This is a genomic window from Curtobacterium sp. A7_M15, from assembly GCF_030705415.1.
GTDB lineage: Bacteria > Actinomycetota > Actinomycetes > Actinomycetales > Microbacteriaceae > Curtobacterium.
In genome coordinates this window covers 1-14,075 of sequence record NZ_JAUZED010000094.1, presented here as the reverse complement: position 1 = coordinate 14,075, position 14,075 = coordinate 1, and the positions used below count along the sequence as shown (strand labels likewise).

Genomic DNA, 14,075 nt, shown 5'->3' with positions numbered 1-14,075 from the left:
TGGGCGCGGTGGGGTGGGCGGGGCGGGGGCACGCGGGCGGGCGGGGCGGGGGCGGGCGCGCGGGCCGACTCGGAACGACATAGTCGACGTCGTACGACAACGACGATGTCGTTCCCGCGCGCGTGCAACCGTTCCCGCCGCTCGGTTGCGACATGGTCGATGTCGTACGACATCGATCACGTCGCCCGTTGCGCGCACGTCGATCGCGCTACGCCTCCACAGGCCAGGAGGCGCGGCTCCTCCTCCACAGAGCACCCCACCACCGGCACGCGCGACGTCCGCCGCCGGGAGGCTGTCCCCATGCCGTTCCGTCACACAAGCCCCGCGATGGCTGCGCTCACGTTGCTGGTCGTCTCGCTGCCCGCGGGTGGCCCGGTGGCCGGGTCGTCGCCCCGAGCCGAGGCCACCCCGCTCGTCACCGACCTTGGTGCGGACGCGTCCCGTGACGATGCCGGCCACGTGGCGGGAGACGCCCCCTGGGTGTGGCCGACCGGAAGTCGGGTGGTCGGCCGACCGTGGGAAGCGCCGGCGGACGACTACGCTGCGGGTCACCGCGGGATCGACGTCCCCGCGCAGCTCGGCACCACGGTGGCGGCCGTCGACGACGGGACGGTGACGTTCGCCGGGCAGGTCGCCGGACGAGGCGTCGTGACGATCGACCACGGCGGCGGGCTCCGCAGCACGGTGGACTCGGTCGTGCCGTCGGTCGCGACGGGTGACACCGTGGCCCAGGGCGAAGCATTGGGCACGGTGTCGGTCGGCCACTGTCCGGCAGCGGACCCGTGTCTGCACCTCGGCGCACGGCTCGACGACCGCTACGTCGATCCGACGCCGTACCTGCCCGCAGCGGCGTGGCCAGTGCTGCTGCCCGAGTCTGCCTGGACGGGATGAACCCGGTCAGGCGCGGGGATGGGCCGTCCGGTAGACCTCGCGCAGCCGTGCGGAGGAGACGTGGGTGTAGATCTGCGTGGTCCCGAGGCTCGCGTGCCCGAGCAGCTCCTGCACGGCACGGAGGTCCGCCCCACCGTCCAGCAGGTGCGTCGCCGCCGTGTGCCGGAACGTGTGCGGACCGCTCGGCCCCTCGCCCGGCAGGTCCTGCAGCAACCGGGCGACGATCCGGTACGCGCCCCGGACCCCGAGCCGGCCACCGCGGTCGCCGAGGAACAGTGCATCCGCCGCCGGCCCTTCACCGGCCCGCGTGATCATGAGCAGCGCCGGGCGACCGCGGTCGAGCCACGCTTCGAGCGCGTCGCGTGCGGGCACACCGAACGGCACGACACGCTCCTTTCCGCCCTTGCCGAGCACCCGGACGGTCAGCCGGCTCCGGTCGAGATCACGCACGTCGATGCCGACGAGTTCACTCACCCGGATCCCCGCCGCGTACAGGAGTTCCACGACCGCCAGGTCACGGAGCGAGCCGGGGTCGTCCGTCGCGGCCCGTGCGGCGAGGCTGTCGAGCATCGTCCGGACCTGGTCGGACGACACCACACGCGGGAGGTGCGACGCTCCCTTCGGTGCCCGGAGCCTCGCGCCGGGGTCGGACGTGATGACCCCCGAATCGCTCGCCCAGCGGGTGAACGCCCGGACCGACGACGACCGGCGCGCGATGGTGGACCGAGCCAGACCCCGGTGGTCGGCGTCCCACAGCCAGTCCCGCAGCAGCTCCAGCCCGACGTCCGACAGCCGGTCCACTCCGCGGGCCATGGCGAACGCGACGAGCTGTTCGAGGTCGTTGGCGTACGCCCGGACGGTCTGCTCGCTCAGACCCCGGCCGTGGCGGGCATGCGCGAGGAACGCGTCCACCACCGCTGCGAGGCCCTCCGTGCGTTCCGTCACCCGCCCAGCGTAGGTCCGACGTCCGTCATCGACGGCACCATCCCTCGGCTTGTGCCGCCACCAGCCCCTCGAGCTGTGCCAGCGCCAAGGCGTCCGCCGCATCGTCCACCGAGAGCCCGCTCCGCCGGGCGATCTCCTCCACCGGCAGCGGGCGCCGTTCGAGCGCATCGAGTGCCCGTGTGACGTGCGGGTCCGACCGGGTGCCGAGGACGACCGGCGCAGCGGCCGGCGGCTCGAGGTGGACGGCGACCGCGGACGCCGCCTCGACCGGATCGCGCGGATGGACGACGATCTGCGCACTCCCGTCGGCGATCAACCGGTGGCACCCCACCGATGCCGACGATGCGAAGGCCCCCGGAACGGCGAACAGCGGACGACCGAGGTGCAGCGCGTGGTGCGCGGTGTTGAGCGCACCCGACCGCGCGGCGGCCTCGACGACCACCGTCGCATCGGACAGGGCGGCGATCAGGCGGTTGCGGTGGAGGAAACGCCAGCGCGTCGGCCGTGTGCCGGGCGGCGACTCGGAGAGCACCCGTCCTCGGCCGAGCACGTTCCGGAGCAGATCGTGGTTGCCCGCCGGGTAGAACTGGTCGACCCCTCCGGCGAGCACCGCCGTCGTCGGCGTCCCGGCCGCGACGGCGACCCGGTGTGCCACCGCGTCGATGCCGTACGCCCCGCCGGACACGATCTCGATGCCGTCGTCGGCGGCGGCGGAAGCGATCTCCGCCGTGGCCTCGGCCCCGGCGATGGTGTTCGCCCGGCATCCGACGATCGCGAGCGCGCCGCGGCATCCGGCTGCGGCGATCGGCTCGTCCAGCTCGGACCGACTCCACAGCACGAACGGCGCGTGTGGCCCGAGGTCATCCAACCCGCTCGGCCACCCTGGCGTGCCCGGGACGAGGAGGCGCGCGCCGACCGCTGCGCCGGAGGCCATGGCCGCGACGGCGCGATCGTCCGCTCCCCCGAGGCGCGGCCGCCATCGTTCGATCGCCGACTCGAGCGCCGCGCGGACCCGGTCGGGGCCGTCGGCGAACGACGCGACCGTACCGACCTGCTCGAGGAGCTCACTCGCACCGTCAACGGCCGCACGACGGACCAGTGCGAGGGACTCGTCCGGTCCGAGCGCGGCGATGAGCTCCCCTGCGACAGCGTCGCCCGGTTCGGCGAGGACGCTCCAGACGACCCGGGCGAGGACGTCCTCGGAGCCGGACGACGCGTTCACAGCGCGCTCCGCAACGTCAGCGCCCGACCGACCTCGTCGGGCCCCGGACGGTCGACGTCACCGAGGTCTGCCATCGTCCACGCCAGTCGCATGACCCGGTCCCACCCGCGCATCGTCAGGGTCCCGAGGTCGAGTGCCCGGTCGAGGGGCGCCGTCGCACCCGGTTCGGCCCGCCCCTCGGACCGGAGCCACGGCCCGGTCACCTCGGCGTTGCAGGCCCACCCGGTCCCGCGGAGTCGGTCGGCCATCCGTCGACGGGCTGCGGCGACGCGAGCAGCTGCCTCGGCGGTGGTCGGCGCGCTGCCCTCCGAAGCACGCACCGCGCCCGTCGTGACCCGGGGAACCGCCACCCGGATGTCGATCCGGTCGAGGAGCGGGCCGGAGAGGCGCCCGAGGTACTTCCGTACCGTGCTCGGGCTGCACGAACACGCTGGTCCTCCAGGACCCCCGGCGTTGCCGCACGGGCACGGGTTCGCCGCGAGCACGACCTGGCACCTGGCCGGGAACTCGGCGCTGCCGACGCTGCGGTGGATGGTGATCCGACCGGACTCGAGCGGCTGGCGGAGCGCGTCGAGGACTGCGCGGGGGAACTCGGTCGCCTCGTCGAGGAAGAGCACGCCACGGGTGGCCCGTGACACCGCACCGGGCCGGAGGAGCCCCGATCCCCCACCGATCAGCGCCGTCGCCGACGACGAGTGGTGCGGCGCCTCCCACGGCGGTCGCACGCTCCAGGACTGGTTGCCGAGCCCGCTGACGGAGCGGACGGCCGCGACCTCGAGCGCCGCCTCGGGGTCGAGGTCCGGCAGCAGCCCCGGCAGCCGTTCGGCGAGCATCGTCTTGCCGGCACCGGGCGGCCCGAGCAGGAACACGTGGTGCCCACCGGCCGCGGCTGCGATCACCGCGCGGACCCCGACTGCGTTGCCGATCACGTCGGCGAGGTCGTGCTGTTCCGGCCGCGGCTCGGCGACGGCCGGCTGGAGGACGGGCTCCGTCTCGACGGACGGCAGGAGCGCGCCGGCGGTGATGGCACTCGCCCGGAGCGACGGTGTGCCGATCACCTCGACGCCCGGCACGATCCGGGCTTCCTCGACGTTGCCGACCGGCACGACGACCGTCTCGATGCCGGCGTCCCGCGCGGCGATCACCATCGGGATGACCCCGGGTACGGGGCGGACCCGCCCGTCGAGGCCGAGCTCCCCGATGTAGGCGATGTCCCGCGAGACCCCTGGCGCGACGCCCTCGGCCCCGAGGACGGCCATGGCGATGGCGAGGTCGAACCCGGAACCACGCTTCGGGATCGATGCCGGGGTGAGGTTCACCGTGATCCGCCGCGCAGGGAGCGGACAGCCGGCGACGGCGCTGGCGGACCGGACCCGCTCGCGGGCTTCGCCCAGTGCCGCGTCCGGGAGCCCGATGATGCTGAAGCCGGGCAGCTGGCTCGTGAGGTGCGCCTCGACCTCGATCACGCGCCCCTGCACCCCGACGAGCGCGATCGCGGACGCACGTCCGATGTCGGTCGTCACAGCACGCCCGCCACGTGTTCGACCCCGACGCGATCACCGTCGACGTGCACGGCGACGGCATCGATGCGGATCGTCCGCGCCGACACCTCGGGATGGTCCGCGAACCAGGCCGGCACGAGGCGGCGCAGTCGTGTGACCTTCGACGCCGTGATCGCCTCGAACGGATGGCCGGTCGCGTTCCCCGACCGGGTCTTCACCTCGATGAAGCACAGCGTGCAGGACTGCCACGCGACGATGTCGATCTCCCCGCGGGCGCATCGCCAATTGCGTTCGACGAGCCGGAACCCGTGGCGCTCGAGCCATTCCGCAGCTTGTTCTTCGCCGAATCGTCCGAGACTGCTGTTCCGCAGCGGTGTTCGTTCCATGTCGTTGCCTCCGACTCGACGATCGCCGAAAGCAGCGCCCCGTCGAGGCGTACCTCGACGAATTGTGGACGGGAATCAGCGGACGACGACCTGTGGAGGACAAAGGAAGGACCCCGGCCGGCTGAAGCCGTCCGGGGTCCTGCAGAGGGGCGCTCAGTGCGCGGCTGCGTACGCTTCCTGCACCTGGGTCGAGATGCGTCCGCGAGTGGACACCTCGTACCCGTTCTCCTTCGCCCATTCGCGGATCTTCGCGAGTTCCTCCGAGTTGCCGCGCTTGGGCGCCGACTTCGGTGCGGCTCCGCCGGATCGGCGACCGGACACCTTGCGCGCCGCGGCGACGTAGTCGGAGATCGCTTCGCGGAACTTGTCGACATTGTCGTCGGTCAGGTCGATCTCGTAGGACGATCCGTCGAAGGCGAATTCGACCGTGCGACCCGAGCCGGCGGTGATGGGCGTGTCGTCGAGATCGTCGACGAGTTGAACGGTGACCTTCTGTGCCATGACGTGCTCCTTGTGCGGGGACGGGAAATCCCCTTCACAGTAGCGGGCGGAATGCATTCCGGCACAATTGTCTCGGCGATTTCCGATTTCGCACCGAGAAGTGAAGATCACTCGTCGAGAGCGAGTTCTTTCGGCAGCTCGAGTTCGCGGGAGGTGAGTTCCTCGACGTTCACGTCCTTGAACGTCAGCACTCGGACGGACTTCACGAACCTGTCGGAACGGTAGACGTCCCACACCCATACGTCGTTCATCGTCAATTCGAAGTAGAAATCGTGTTCGGTGTCCCGGCGGGCGAGTTCCACCTCGTTGGCCAGGTAGAAACGCCGCTCGGTCTCGACCACGTACCGGAACTGCGACACGACGTCGCGGTACTCGCGGTACAGGGCCAGTTCGACCTCGCGGTCGTAGTCGTCGAATTCGTCGTCATCCATCGCGCCCACAGTCTACGGCGACCGGAGCACCGACGACACAACGCAACCGAACCCGCTCAGCCCGCCAGCGCGTCCAGCTCCGCGAACCCGTCCAGCGCCACGCTCGACGCCTGGTGCAGCCAGCTCTTCCGGTGCAGCGCATGCGCCCCCACGGACCGGATCGCGTCGTAGTGCGCCGTCGACCCGTACCCCTTGTTCGACGCCCACGCGTAGTGCGGAGCCTCGTCGTGCGCCGCCGTCATGAGCGCGTCCCGAGCGACCTTCGCGACGACCGAGGCGGCGGCGACCGAAGCGCAGTCCCGGTCGGCCTTGACCCGGACGACGACCTCGAGGGGATCAGACGGGACGGCTCGGGTGAGCCAGTCGAAGGACCCGTCGAGCACGACCACCGCACCGTCCAGCGAGAGCCCCTCCGCCACCAGCGCGGCGATCGCGGATGCCCCGGCCTGCCCCAGCGCGGGCACGATGCCCTGCTCGTCGACCACCGACGCCGACGCCATCCCCACCGCGGTGCGGGTCCACCGACGGACCACGGGGTCGAGGGCCTCGCGGCGAGCGGCGGTCAGGAGCTTCGAGTCCGCGAGCCCCTGCGGCACCCGACCGATGTCGACGGTCACGGCAGCCACCCCGACCGCGACGGGTCCGGCGATCGCACCGCGACCGACCTCGTCCATCCCGATGACGGTCACCCGGCCGTCGGCCAGGAGCTTCTTCTCGAGCCGGAGCGACGGTCGGACGGCGGTCACTTGTCCCGCTCCTCCACGCCCGCGAAGACCTCGGGGTAGTCGTCGAGCCAGGTCCAGCGGCTCGACGGCCACGAGATCACGAAGGCGCGGCCGGTCACGTCGGACAGCGGCACGAAGCCCTTCGACGGGGTGTCGCCGTTGTACCGCGAGTCCTTCGAGTCGTAGCGGTTGTCGCCCATCACCCAGATGGTGCCCTTGGGCACGGTCACCGAGAAGTCGGTCCCCGATGCGCGCGTCTCCCCCGTCGGCAGCTTGAGGTACGGCTCCTTGATCGGGACACCGTTGACCGACATCTGCCCGAGGTCGTTGCAGCACGACACCTTGTCACCGGGCAGTCCGATGACGCGCTTGATGAGGTGGTCGTCGCTGTCGCCGGTCCCCAGGCCGACCTGGGTGAGGAGCCAGTCGATCGCCTTCGCCGGCTGGGTCGTCGGCGTCACGCTCGGCACCTCGGAGCCGGTCAGCCATCCGCCCGGGTCCTTGAACACGACGACGTCACCGCGCTTGAGGGACACCACGTCCGGAACGAGCTCGTTGACGATCACCCGGTCGTTGATCTGCAGGGTGTTCTCCATCGACGCCGACGGGATGTAGAACGACCGGATCAGGAAGGTCTTGACCAGGAACGAGACGAGCAACGCCGCGATGAAGATGATGACGAGGTCACGGAGGAAGGTGAGGACACCGTTCCGCTTCTTCTCGACACGGGGCCGGCGCCCGGTTTCGTCAGTCGTGTCCGTCATTTCCGCTCTCGTTCAACCACAGGATCCCGTCGCGGACCGCGAGAGTCCACGAAAAAGGGAAAGCCCCCCGTCGATGCACAACCGTACATGGACGAGGGGCCGACAGCGGCGTCCGGCTCGCGGACGCTCACTGTGAAGGCGATCAGGAGTCGCGCTTCTCCTTGATCTTGCGGCGGGCCGCCTTGCCGCGGAGTTCACGGAGGTAGTAGAGCTTCGCACGACGGACGTCACCCTTGGTGACGATCTCGATGTGGTCGATGATCGGCGAGTGCACCGGGAACCAGCGCTCGACGCCGACCTGGAAGCTCACCTTGCGGACCTTGAAGGTCTCGCCGAGACCGTGACCCTGGCGTCCGATGACGACGCCCTGGAACACCTGGACACGCGAGCGCGTGCCTTCGATGATGTTGACGTGCACCTTGATGGTGTCGCCGGGGCGGAAGTCCGGGACGTCGGTGCGCAGCGACGCTGCGTCGACGTGGTCGAGGAGCTGGCTCATGATTGGGTCACTCTCTGCGGACGCACACGGGTCGCCGCGGATCGAATTCGGTAAGTGAAGGTGCGTGCCCGGTGTCGGCGACTCCCCCGTGGCAGAGTCCAGCCAGGGCACGGCTACCCATCTTGCCACAGCAACCCACCTGCGCAAAACGCGCGAGGATGGTCCAATGATCGAACTCCGCACCCCCACCGAGCTGGACGGCCTGCGCGTCGCCGGTCGGTTCGTGGCCGACGTCCTCGACGAACTGCTCGACACCGTCGACGTGGGCGTGAACCTGCTCGACCTCGACCGGGTGGCCGCGCGGATGATCGCCGACCGCGGTGCGGTGAGCTGCTACGTCGACTACCACCCGTCGTTCGGGAAGTCGCCGTTCGGCAAGAACCTCTGCACCTCGGTCAACGACGCGGCGCTGCACGGGCTGCCGTACGACCGCGTGCTCGTCGACGGCGACCTGGTGAGCCTCGACTTCGCCGCGAGCGTCGACGGCTGGGTGGCGGACTCCGCGGTCACGGCGCAGGTCGGAACCCCGCGCGAGGACGACCAACGGCTGATCGACACGGTCGAGCGGGCGCTGGTCGCGGGCATCGCGCAGTTCCGCACGGGCAACAAGCTCGGGGACGTGTCGTACGCGATCGGTCGCGTCGCGAAGGACGCCGGCTACGACGTGAACCTGCAGTTCGGCGGGCACGGCGTCGGCCGGACGATGCACGGCGACCCGCACGTCCCGAACGACGGCCGGCCGGGGCGCGGACTGAAGCTCCAGGAGGGGCTGGTGGTGGCGATCGAGCCGTGGCTCATGCAGGGCACCGCCGACCTGTACCAGGACGACGACGGCTGGACGCTCAAGAGCGTCGACGGCTCGCGCGCCGCGCACGTCGAGCACACCGTCGCCGTGACCGACGCCGGTCCAGAGGTCCTCACCCTGCGTCGCGCCCAGCGCGCCGACGCGACCGCCTGACGGACGGGAGGCACGGCGCCAGCCCGCACCGCGCCTCCCGTCCCACGGTGCGGAGCCGGCTCTCGCCTGCAACGTCACGGGCTGAGCGACACGCTTCGCGCTCGCGGGCGCGCGATGTGTCGCTCAGCCCGAGAACTCGGGGCGCGCCGCGCACACGCGCCAGCCGCGCCCTACGCCTCCGGCAGCAGGTCCGGCCGGACGCGCCGCGTCCGCTCCACCTGCTGCTCGTGCCGCCACGCGCCGACGCGGGCGTGGTGCCCACTGAGCAGCACCTCCGGCACGTCGATGCCACGCCACGACGCGGGCTTCGTGTACGAGGGGTACTCGAGGAGCCCGTCCTCGTGCGACTCCTCGACGAGGGACTCGGGGTTGCCGACGACGCCGGGCACGAGTCGCCCGACGGCCTCGATCATGGCCATCGCCGCGACCTCGCCGCCGTTCAGGACGTAGTCGCCCAGCGACAGCTCGACGACCGAGCACCGCGACGACGCCCACTCGAACACGCGCGCGTCGATGCCCTCGTACCGCCCGCAGGCGAACACGAGGTGGTCCGACGTCGACGCGAGCGAGCGTGCGATGGACTGCGTGAACGGCGTGCCCGCGGGCGTCGGGACGACGAGCGTCGAGGAGCCGTCCGGCCGCAGGATCGACTCGAGCGCGAGTGCCCACGGTTCGGGCTTCATGACCATGCCCGCTCCCCCGCCGTACGGGGTGTCGTCGACGGTGCGGTGCCGGTCGGTGGTCCACGAGCGGAGGTCGTGCACGTGCAGGTCCAGCAAGCCGCCGGAGCGGGCCTTGCCGAGCAGTGAGACGTCCAGCACGGAGAAGAACTCCGGGAAGATCGTGACGATGTCGATGCGCACGCGCGCTAGTCCGTCACGGTCTCGGGGCGGGACATGTCCTCGGGGTCCTCGAACAGCCCGGTCGGCGGGGTCACCGTGACGGTGCCGGCGGCGATGTCGACCGCCGGCACGATGGCGGAGACGAACGGCACGAGGACTTCGCCGCGCGACGGGGTGTCGACGGCGAGGAGGTCCTGCGCGGGCAGGTGGTCGACCCGGGCGACCGTCCCGACGGAGACGCCGTCGCGGAGGACCGTCAGCCCGACGAGCTGGTGGTCGTACCAGGCGTCGTCCTCGCCGGTGTCGGCGTCGGCGTCCTGTTCGACCCAGAGGATCGCCCGCGCGAGGGTCTCAGCTGCGGTGCGGTCCCCGATGCCCTCGAAGAAGGCGACCGGGTGGCCGTTGTACCACCGGAGCTCGTCGAGCGCGATGGTCTTGCCGGCCCAAGGAGAGTCGTCCGGGACCTGGAGCGTGAACACGGCCCCTGGTGTGAACCGACGATCCGGGTCGTCGGTGTAGAGCTCGAGCTTGATGCCGCCCTTGAGCCCGTGCGCCTTCGTGATGCGACCCACCCGGAGCTGGGTCGTCTCCCTAGGAATCGGTGTCGACCACGTCGACCCGCACCCGCTTGCCGTCGGCGAGAGCCGAGACGAGGGTGCGGAGCGCCTTTGCGGTCCGTCCGGCGCGACCGATCACGCGGCCGAGGTCCTCGGGGTGCACACGCACCTCGAGGACCTCGCCCCGCGCGGAGGTGGAACTGGCGACGCGCACGTCGTCAGGGTGATCGACGATCCCCTTGACGAGGTGCGTCAGCGCGGATTCGAGCAAGGAATTACGCCTCGGTCGTCTCGGCGGTCTCGTCAGCCGACTCGGCCGGAGCGGCGGCGGGGGCCGTCTTCTCCGACTTCGGCTTGAGGACGGCCTTCTTCGAGGAGTCCGCGACGAACGCCTGCTTCGGCTCGGCGACCTTGACCTTGGACTCGGTGTCCTTCTCGCCCTTGAACTTGGCCCAGTCGCCGGTCAGCTTGAGGAGGGCCGCGACCTGCTCGGTCGGCTGCGCGCCGACGCCGAGCCAGTAGAGCGCACGCTCGGACTCGATCTTGATGACCGAGGGCTCCTCGGTCGGGTGGTACTGACCGATCTCCTCGATGACGCGACCGTCGCGCTTGGTGCGCGAGTCGGCGACGACGATGCGGTAGTACGGCGCACGGATCTTACCGAGACGCTTGAGACGGATCTTGACAGCCACAAATGCTCCTGTTGCGTGTTGTTGTGGTTGAACCGGACCGCGGGCGTGGGGGCACACACGGTGGAAGCTCGAGAGATTCGTGATCCGCTGGATAGAGGGTCGAGCGGACACGATTCGACCGTTCATTCTTGCAGGTTTCCGAGCGAGATGCGAGTCGGGACGCGCCGTCAGGGTGCGAGTCGCCGGACCGCCTCGAGCGCTTCGGACGTGGCACGCACCGCGTCGACGCTGCGGGCGTCGCGCGCACCGCCCACGACGGCGTGGGGCACGTCGGCGTCCTGGAGGCGCGACACGAGTCCGTCGGGCGACGTCGCGTCCGCCTCGTGCGAGCGTTCCTGCCCGGCGCAGACCACCACGTTGTCCGCCGGCACGCCGCGCTCCTCGCCGTGCTCGTCGCGGATCCAGAGCACACCGGGCTCGATGCGGAGGTACTCCTGCACGCCGCCGACGAGGTGCACGCCGGCGTCCCGGAGCCGACCGATCGCCACCCAGCGGGAGGTGATGCCGATCCCCTGCCCGAACTTGCCCGACCGACGGAGCACGGTGACGTCGCCGCCGGGTCGGAGCGTGCGGTCCGCCACGGGGAGCCGTTGCGGCACGTCCCCCACGACGGTGTCGGCCACGTCGAGGTCCCACCGGACGCCGAACTCGGTCGCACGCCGGGACTCGTCGGGCGACTCGACGAGGAACGCCGCCGTGTCGACGCCGATCCCGCCGCCACCGATGATCGCGACCGTGCCGGCCGGGACACCCTCGCGGAGCGCCCGCTCGTACGACCGGACGTGCGGCAGGTCGGCACCGGGGACGTCGATCGTCCGGGGTACGACACCGGGAGCGAGCACGACGGCGTCGCTCGCGGTGAGGTCGGCGGCCGTGGCGGCCCGACCGAGGTGGATCGTCGCGCCGCGGTCCTCGAGCTCGGCGCGGGCCGCGCGGACGGTGGCCGCGTAGTCCTCCTTCCCGGGCACGAGCGCGGCGAGGTCGAACTGGCCGCCGAGGCGGTCCGACGCCTCCCAGAGCGTCACGGTGTGGCCGCGCCGTGCGGCATCGACCGCGGCGGCGAGTCCGGCCGGCCCGCCACCGACGACGTCGACGCGCTTCGGGTCGGTCGTCGGCCGGGCCGGGAAGGCGACCTCCCGGGCAGCCCGGGGGTTGACCAGGCACGAGACGGGCTGGCCTACGATCGAGCGGTCGAGGCAGGCCTGGTTGCAGCCGATGCAGGTGTTGACGAGGTCGAAGGCGCCGGCGAGCGACCGGTTCACGATCGCGGGGTCGGCGAGGAACGGACGAGCGAGGGCGACCGCGTCGAGGAGGCCGTCGGCCAGCACGGCCTCGCCGTCGCGCAGGTCCGTCATCCGGTTCGACGCGATGACCTTGACGTCCGGGTACGCCGAGGCGCGGACGACGCCGGCGATCCGTGCGGCGTACGCGAGCCACGCGCCGTGGGGCACCGCGGCCTGCACGGTCGGCGTGCGGGACTCGTGCCAGCCGATGCCGACCGAGATGCCGTCGAGGCCGAGCGGCAACAGCTCGTGCACGAGTGCGTCGACCTCGTCGTCGGTGGAGGACCCGGGCATCAGGTCGGCGCCGGACAGCCGGATCGTCACCGCCAGGTCGGGCACCGCGGCCCGGACGGCCCGCACGACCGCGACCGTGAAGCGCCGCCGCCGCTCGGCGTCCCCGCCCCACTCGTCGTCGCGCAGGTTCGTCAGCGGCGACTGGAACTGGTTGATGAGGTAGCCCTCGGACGCCATGATCTCGACGCCGTCGAACCCGATGTCGCGCGCGGACCGTGCGGCCGCGGCGAAGTCCTCGACGGTCTGCTCGATCTCGGCAGCGGTCAGCTCCGCGGGCACCACGCCCCGGGCGGCCGCCCAGGGCAGCGCGGACGGGGCCACCACGCGCTGGGGTCGGCCGTACCGGTCGACCATCCCGGACGCGAGCGCGTACCGCCCGGCGTGGAAGAGCTGCGCGAGGATCACCGAGCCGGCGTCGTGCACGGCGTCGACCGCTGCACGGAACCGCTCGTCCGCTCCCCCGACGCCGAAGACGGCGAAGTCCGGGCCGCCACGAGCCTCGTCGTTCACCGCGATGCCACCGGTGATGATGCACGCGGCACCCCCGGCGGCGCGCTCCCGGTAGAACGCCGCCATGCCCGCCCCGCCGTCGTCGTGCACCTCGAGCCCGGTGTGCATCGACCCCATGACCACGCGGTTCGGCAGGGTCAGGGGGCCGAGCGTCCACGGCGAGGAGACGACGGCGAGGTCGGGCATGGCGACGGTGCTCATGGCCCTACTCTGCCGTGTCGACAGCCGCCGGCAGGACCGCGTCGCGCAGCGGCGACGTGGTGTCCGCCCAGAACGGCGGCGCGATGACGGTGAGGCCGCCGTCGACCGACAGCACCTGGCCCGTGATGTAGCCGGCCTTGTCGGAGAGCAGGAAGTCCACCGCGTCGGCCATGTCGTCGGCGGTGCCGGGACGCTGCAGCGGGAGCTTCTCGAGCACCGAGTCCATCGGCGCCATCCCCGGCACGGAGTTGTAGAAGTAGTCGAGCGAGTCGGTGTCGATGAGCCCGCCGTTCACCGCGTTGACGGTGATCTGCCGCGGACCGAACTCGACCGCCATGTACTTCGTGTACGCCTCGGTCATCGCCTTCGCGGCACCGAGCGCGGCATACGTCGGGAACGCGCGGAGCGACCCGTAGGACGTGACGACGACGATCCGGCCGCCCTGGTCCATGAGCTCCGCCGCACGCTGCGCACCGAGCACGAACGAGCGGGCGTTCGTCGCGTAGCTGCGGTCGAGGTGGTGCAGCTTGAGGTCCGCGACGGGCTTGAACGCGCTCGCTGCGGCGTTCGCGACGAACATGTCGAGGCGACCGTAGGTGTCGCGCACCAGGTCGAACAGCGCGTCGATCGACTCCGGCTGCTCGATGTCGACCTGCGCCGTGATCCCGTCGCCGCCGGCGGCCTTGACGTCGGAGAGCGACTCCTCGGCGAGGTCGGCGTTGCCCTTGTACGTCACGACGACGGTGACGCCGCGCTGGCCGAGCTTCTGCGCGAGCAGGCGGCCGATGCCGCGGGAGGCTCCGGTGATGAGCGCGATGGGTGCGGTGGTTGCAGCCAATGTGTTCCTTGCGTTCTCAGGGCCGGGAGGCGCG

17 protein-coding genes are annotated in these 14,075 nt (G+C 71.4%); 2 read left to right on the top strand and 15 right to left on the bottom strand.

The window, feature by feature from the left end; genetic code table 11:
- The first annotated feature begins 300 nt into the window (after positions 1–300).
- On the top strand, positions 301–891 hold the full coding sequence (locus tag Q7F20_RS14640) for a M23 family metallopeptidase (RefSeq protein ID WP_305740805.1): 591 nt from the start codon (positions 301–303) through the stop codon (positions 889–891).
- A gap of 6 nt (positions 892–897) precedes the next feature.
- On the opposite strand, the gene Q7F20_RS14635 is transcribed toward Q7F20_RS14640, so the two are convergent.
- The 9 genes from Q7F20_RS14635 to rplS form a co-directional block, all read right to left on the bottom strand.
- A complete protein-coding gene (locus Q7F20_RS14635; RefSeq protein WP_305740804.1) occupies positions 898–1,836 on the bottom strand; it encodes a tyrosine recombinase XerC in 939 nt (312 codons plus the stop codon).
- 25 nt (positions 1,837–1,861) lie between these two features.
- Positions 1,862–3,058, bottom strand: a complete 1,197-nt coding sequence (gene dprA / locus Q7F20_RS14630) for a DNA-processing protein DprA (RefSeq protein ID WP_305740803.1) — start codon at positions 3,056–3,058, stop codon at positions 1,862–1,864.
- A complete protein-coding gene (locus tag Q7F20_RS14625) occupies positions 3,055–4,581 on the bottom strand; it encodes a YifB family Mg chelatase-like AAA ATPase (protein ID WP_305740802.1) in 1,527 nt (508 codons plus the stop codon). Before Q7F20_RS14625 ends, dprA begins: the two co-directional genes overlap by 4 nt.
- The gene (locus Q7F20_RS14620; RefSeq protein ID WP_305740801.1) at positions 4,578–4,946 is read right to left on the bottom strand and encodes a YraN family protein; all 369 of its coding nucleotides are present in this window, start codon (positions 4,944–4,946) and stop codon (positions 4,578–4,580) included. The genes Q7F20_RS14625 and Q7F20_RS14620 overlap by 4 nt, the downstream gene beginning before the upstream one ends.
- Before the next feature lie 153 nt (positions 4,947–5,099).
- Positions 5,100–5,447, bottom strand: coding sequence for an Lsr2 family protein (locus tag Q7F20_RS14615; protein ID WP_305740800.1), 348 nt, complete (start codon positions 5,445–5,447; stop codon positions 5,100–5,102).
- 107 nt (positions 5,448–5,554) lie between these two features.
- Positions 5,555–5,878 carry a DUF2469 family protein gene (locus Q7F20_RS14610; RefSeq protein WP_070419101.1) on the bottom strand — a complete coding sequence of 108 codons (324 nt, stop codon included), beginning with the start codon at positions 5,876–5,878 and terminating at the stop codon, positions 5,555–5,557.
- Between the two features lie 56 nt (positions 5,879–5,934).
- Complete coding sequence (locus Q7F20_RS14605) at positions 5,935–6,624, bottom strand: ribonuclease HII (RefSeq protein ID WP_305740799.1); 690 nt, start codon at positions 6,622–6,624, stop codon at positions 5,935–5,937.
- Positions 6,621–7,367, bottom strand: a complete 747-nt coding sequence (gene lepB, locus Q7F20_RS14600) for a signal peptidase I (RefSeq protein ID WP_305740798.1) — start codon at positions 7,365–7,367, stop codon at positions 6,621–6,623. The genes Q7F20_RS14605 and lepB overlap by 4 nt, the downstream gene beginning before the upstream one ends.
- Before the next feature lie 142 nt (positions 7,368–7,509).
- Complete coding sequence (gene rplS / locus Q7F20_RS14595) at positions 7,510–7,866, bottom strand: 50S ribosomal protein L19 (RefSeq protein WP_022905818.1); 357 nt, start codon at positions 7,864–7,866, stop codon at positions 7,510–7,512.
- A gap of 166 nt (positions 7,867–8,032) precedes the next feature.
- On the opposite strand from rplS, the gene map reads away from it, so the two are divergent.
- The gene (gene map / locus Q7F20_RS14590) at positions 8,033–8,824 is read left to right on the top strand and encodes a type I methionyl aminopeptidase (protein WP_305740797.1); all 792 of its coding nucleotides are present in this window, start codon (positions 8,033–8,035) and stop codon (positions 8,822–8,824) included.
- A gap of 170 nt (positions 8,825–8,994) precedes the next feature.
- Here map and trmD read toward each other — a convergent pair whose 3' ends face one another.
- The 6 genes from trmD to Q7F20_RS14560 form a co-directional block, all read right to left on the bottom strand.
- Positions 8,995–9,687 carry a tRNA (guanosine(37)-N1)-methyltransferase TrmD gene (trmD, locus tag Q7F20_RS14585; protein WP_305740796.1) on the bottom strand — a complete coding sequence of 231 codons (693 nt, stop codon included), beginning with the start codon at positions 9,685–9,687 and terminating at the stop codon, positions 8,995–8,997.
- Between the two features lie 5 nt (positions 9,688–9,692).
- A complete protein-coding gene (rimM, locus tag Q7F20_RS14580; RefSeq protein WP_305740795.1) occupies positions 9,693–10,238 on the bottom strand; it encodes a ribosome maturation factor RimM in 546 nt (181 codons plus the stop codon).
- Between the two features lie 19 nt (positions 10,239–10,257).
- The gene (locus Q7F20_RS14575) at positions 10,258–10,494 is read right to left on the bottom strand and encodes an RNA-binding protein (protein WP_022902329.1); all 237 of its coding nucleotides are present in this window, start codon (positions 10,492–10,494) and stop codon (positions 10,258–10,260) included.
- A 4-nt stretch (positions 10,495–10,498) separates the two neighbouring features.
- Positions 10,499–10,915 (bottom strand): 30S ribosomal protein S16, encoded by a 417-nt coding sequence (gene rpsP / locus Q7F20_RS14570; RefSeq protein ID WP_305740794.1) that lies wholly within the window; start codon positions 10,913–10,915, stop codon positions 10,499–10,501.
- Between the two features lie 167 nt (positions 10,916–11,082).
- Positions 11,083–13,203 carry an FAD-dependent oxidoreductase gene (locus Q7F20_RS14565; protein WP_305740793.1) on the bottom strand — a complete coding sequence of 707 codons (2,121 nt, stop codon included), beginning with the start codon at positions 13,201–13,203 and terminating at the stop codon, positions 11,083–11,085.
- Between the two features lie 4 nt (positions 13,204–13,207).
- Positions 13,208–14,041, bottom strand: a complete 834-nt coding sequence (locus Q7F20_RS14560) for an SDR family oxidoreductase (protein ID WP_305740792.1) — start codon at positions 14,039–14,041, stop codon at positions 13,208–13,210.
- Positions 14,042–14,075: the final 34 nt, after the last annotated feature.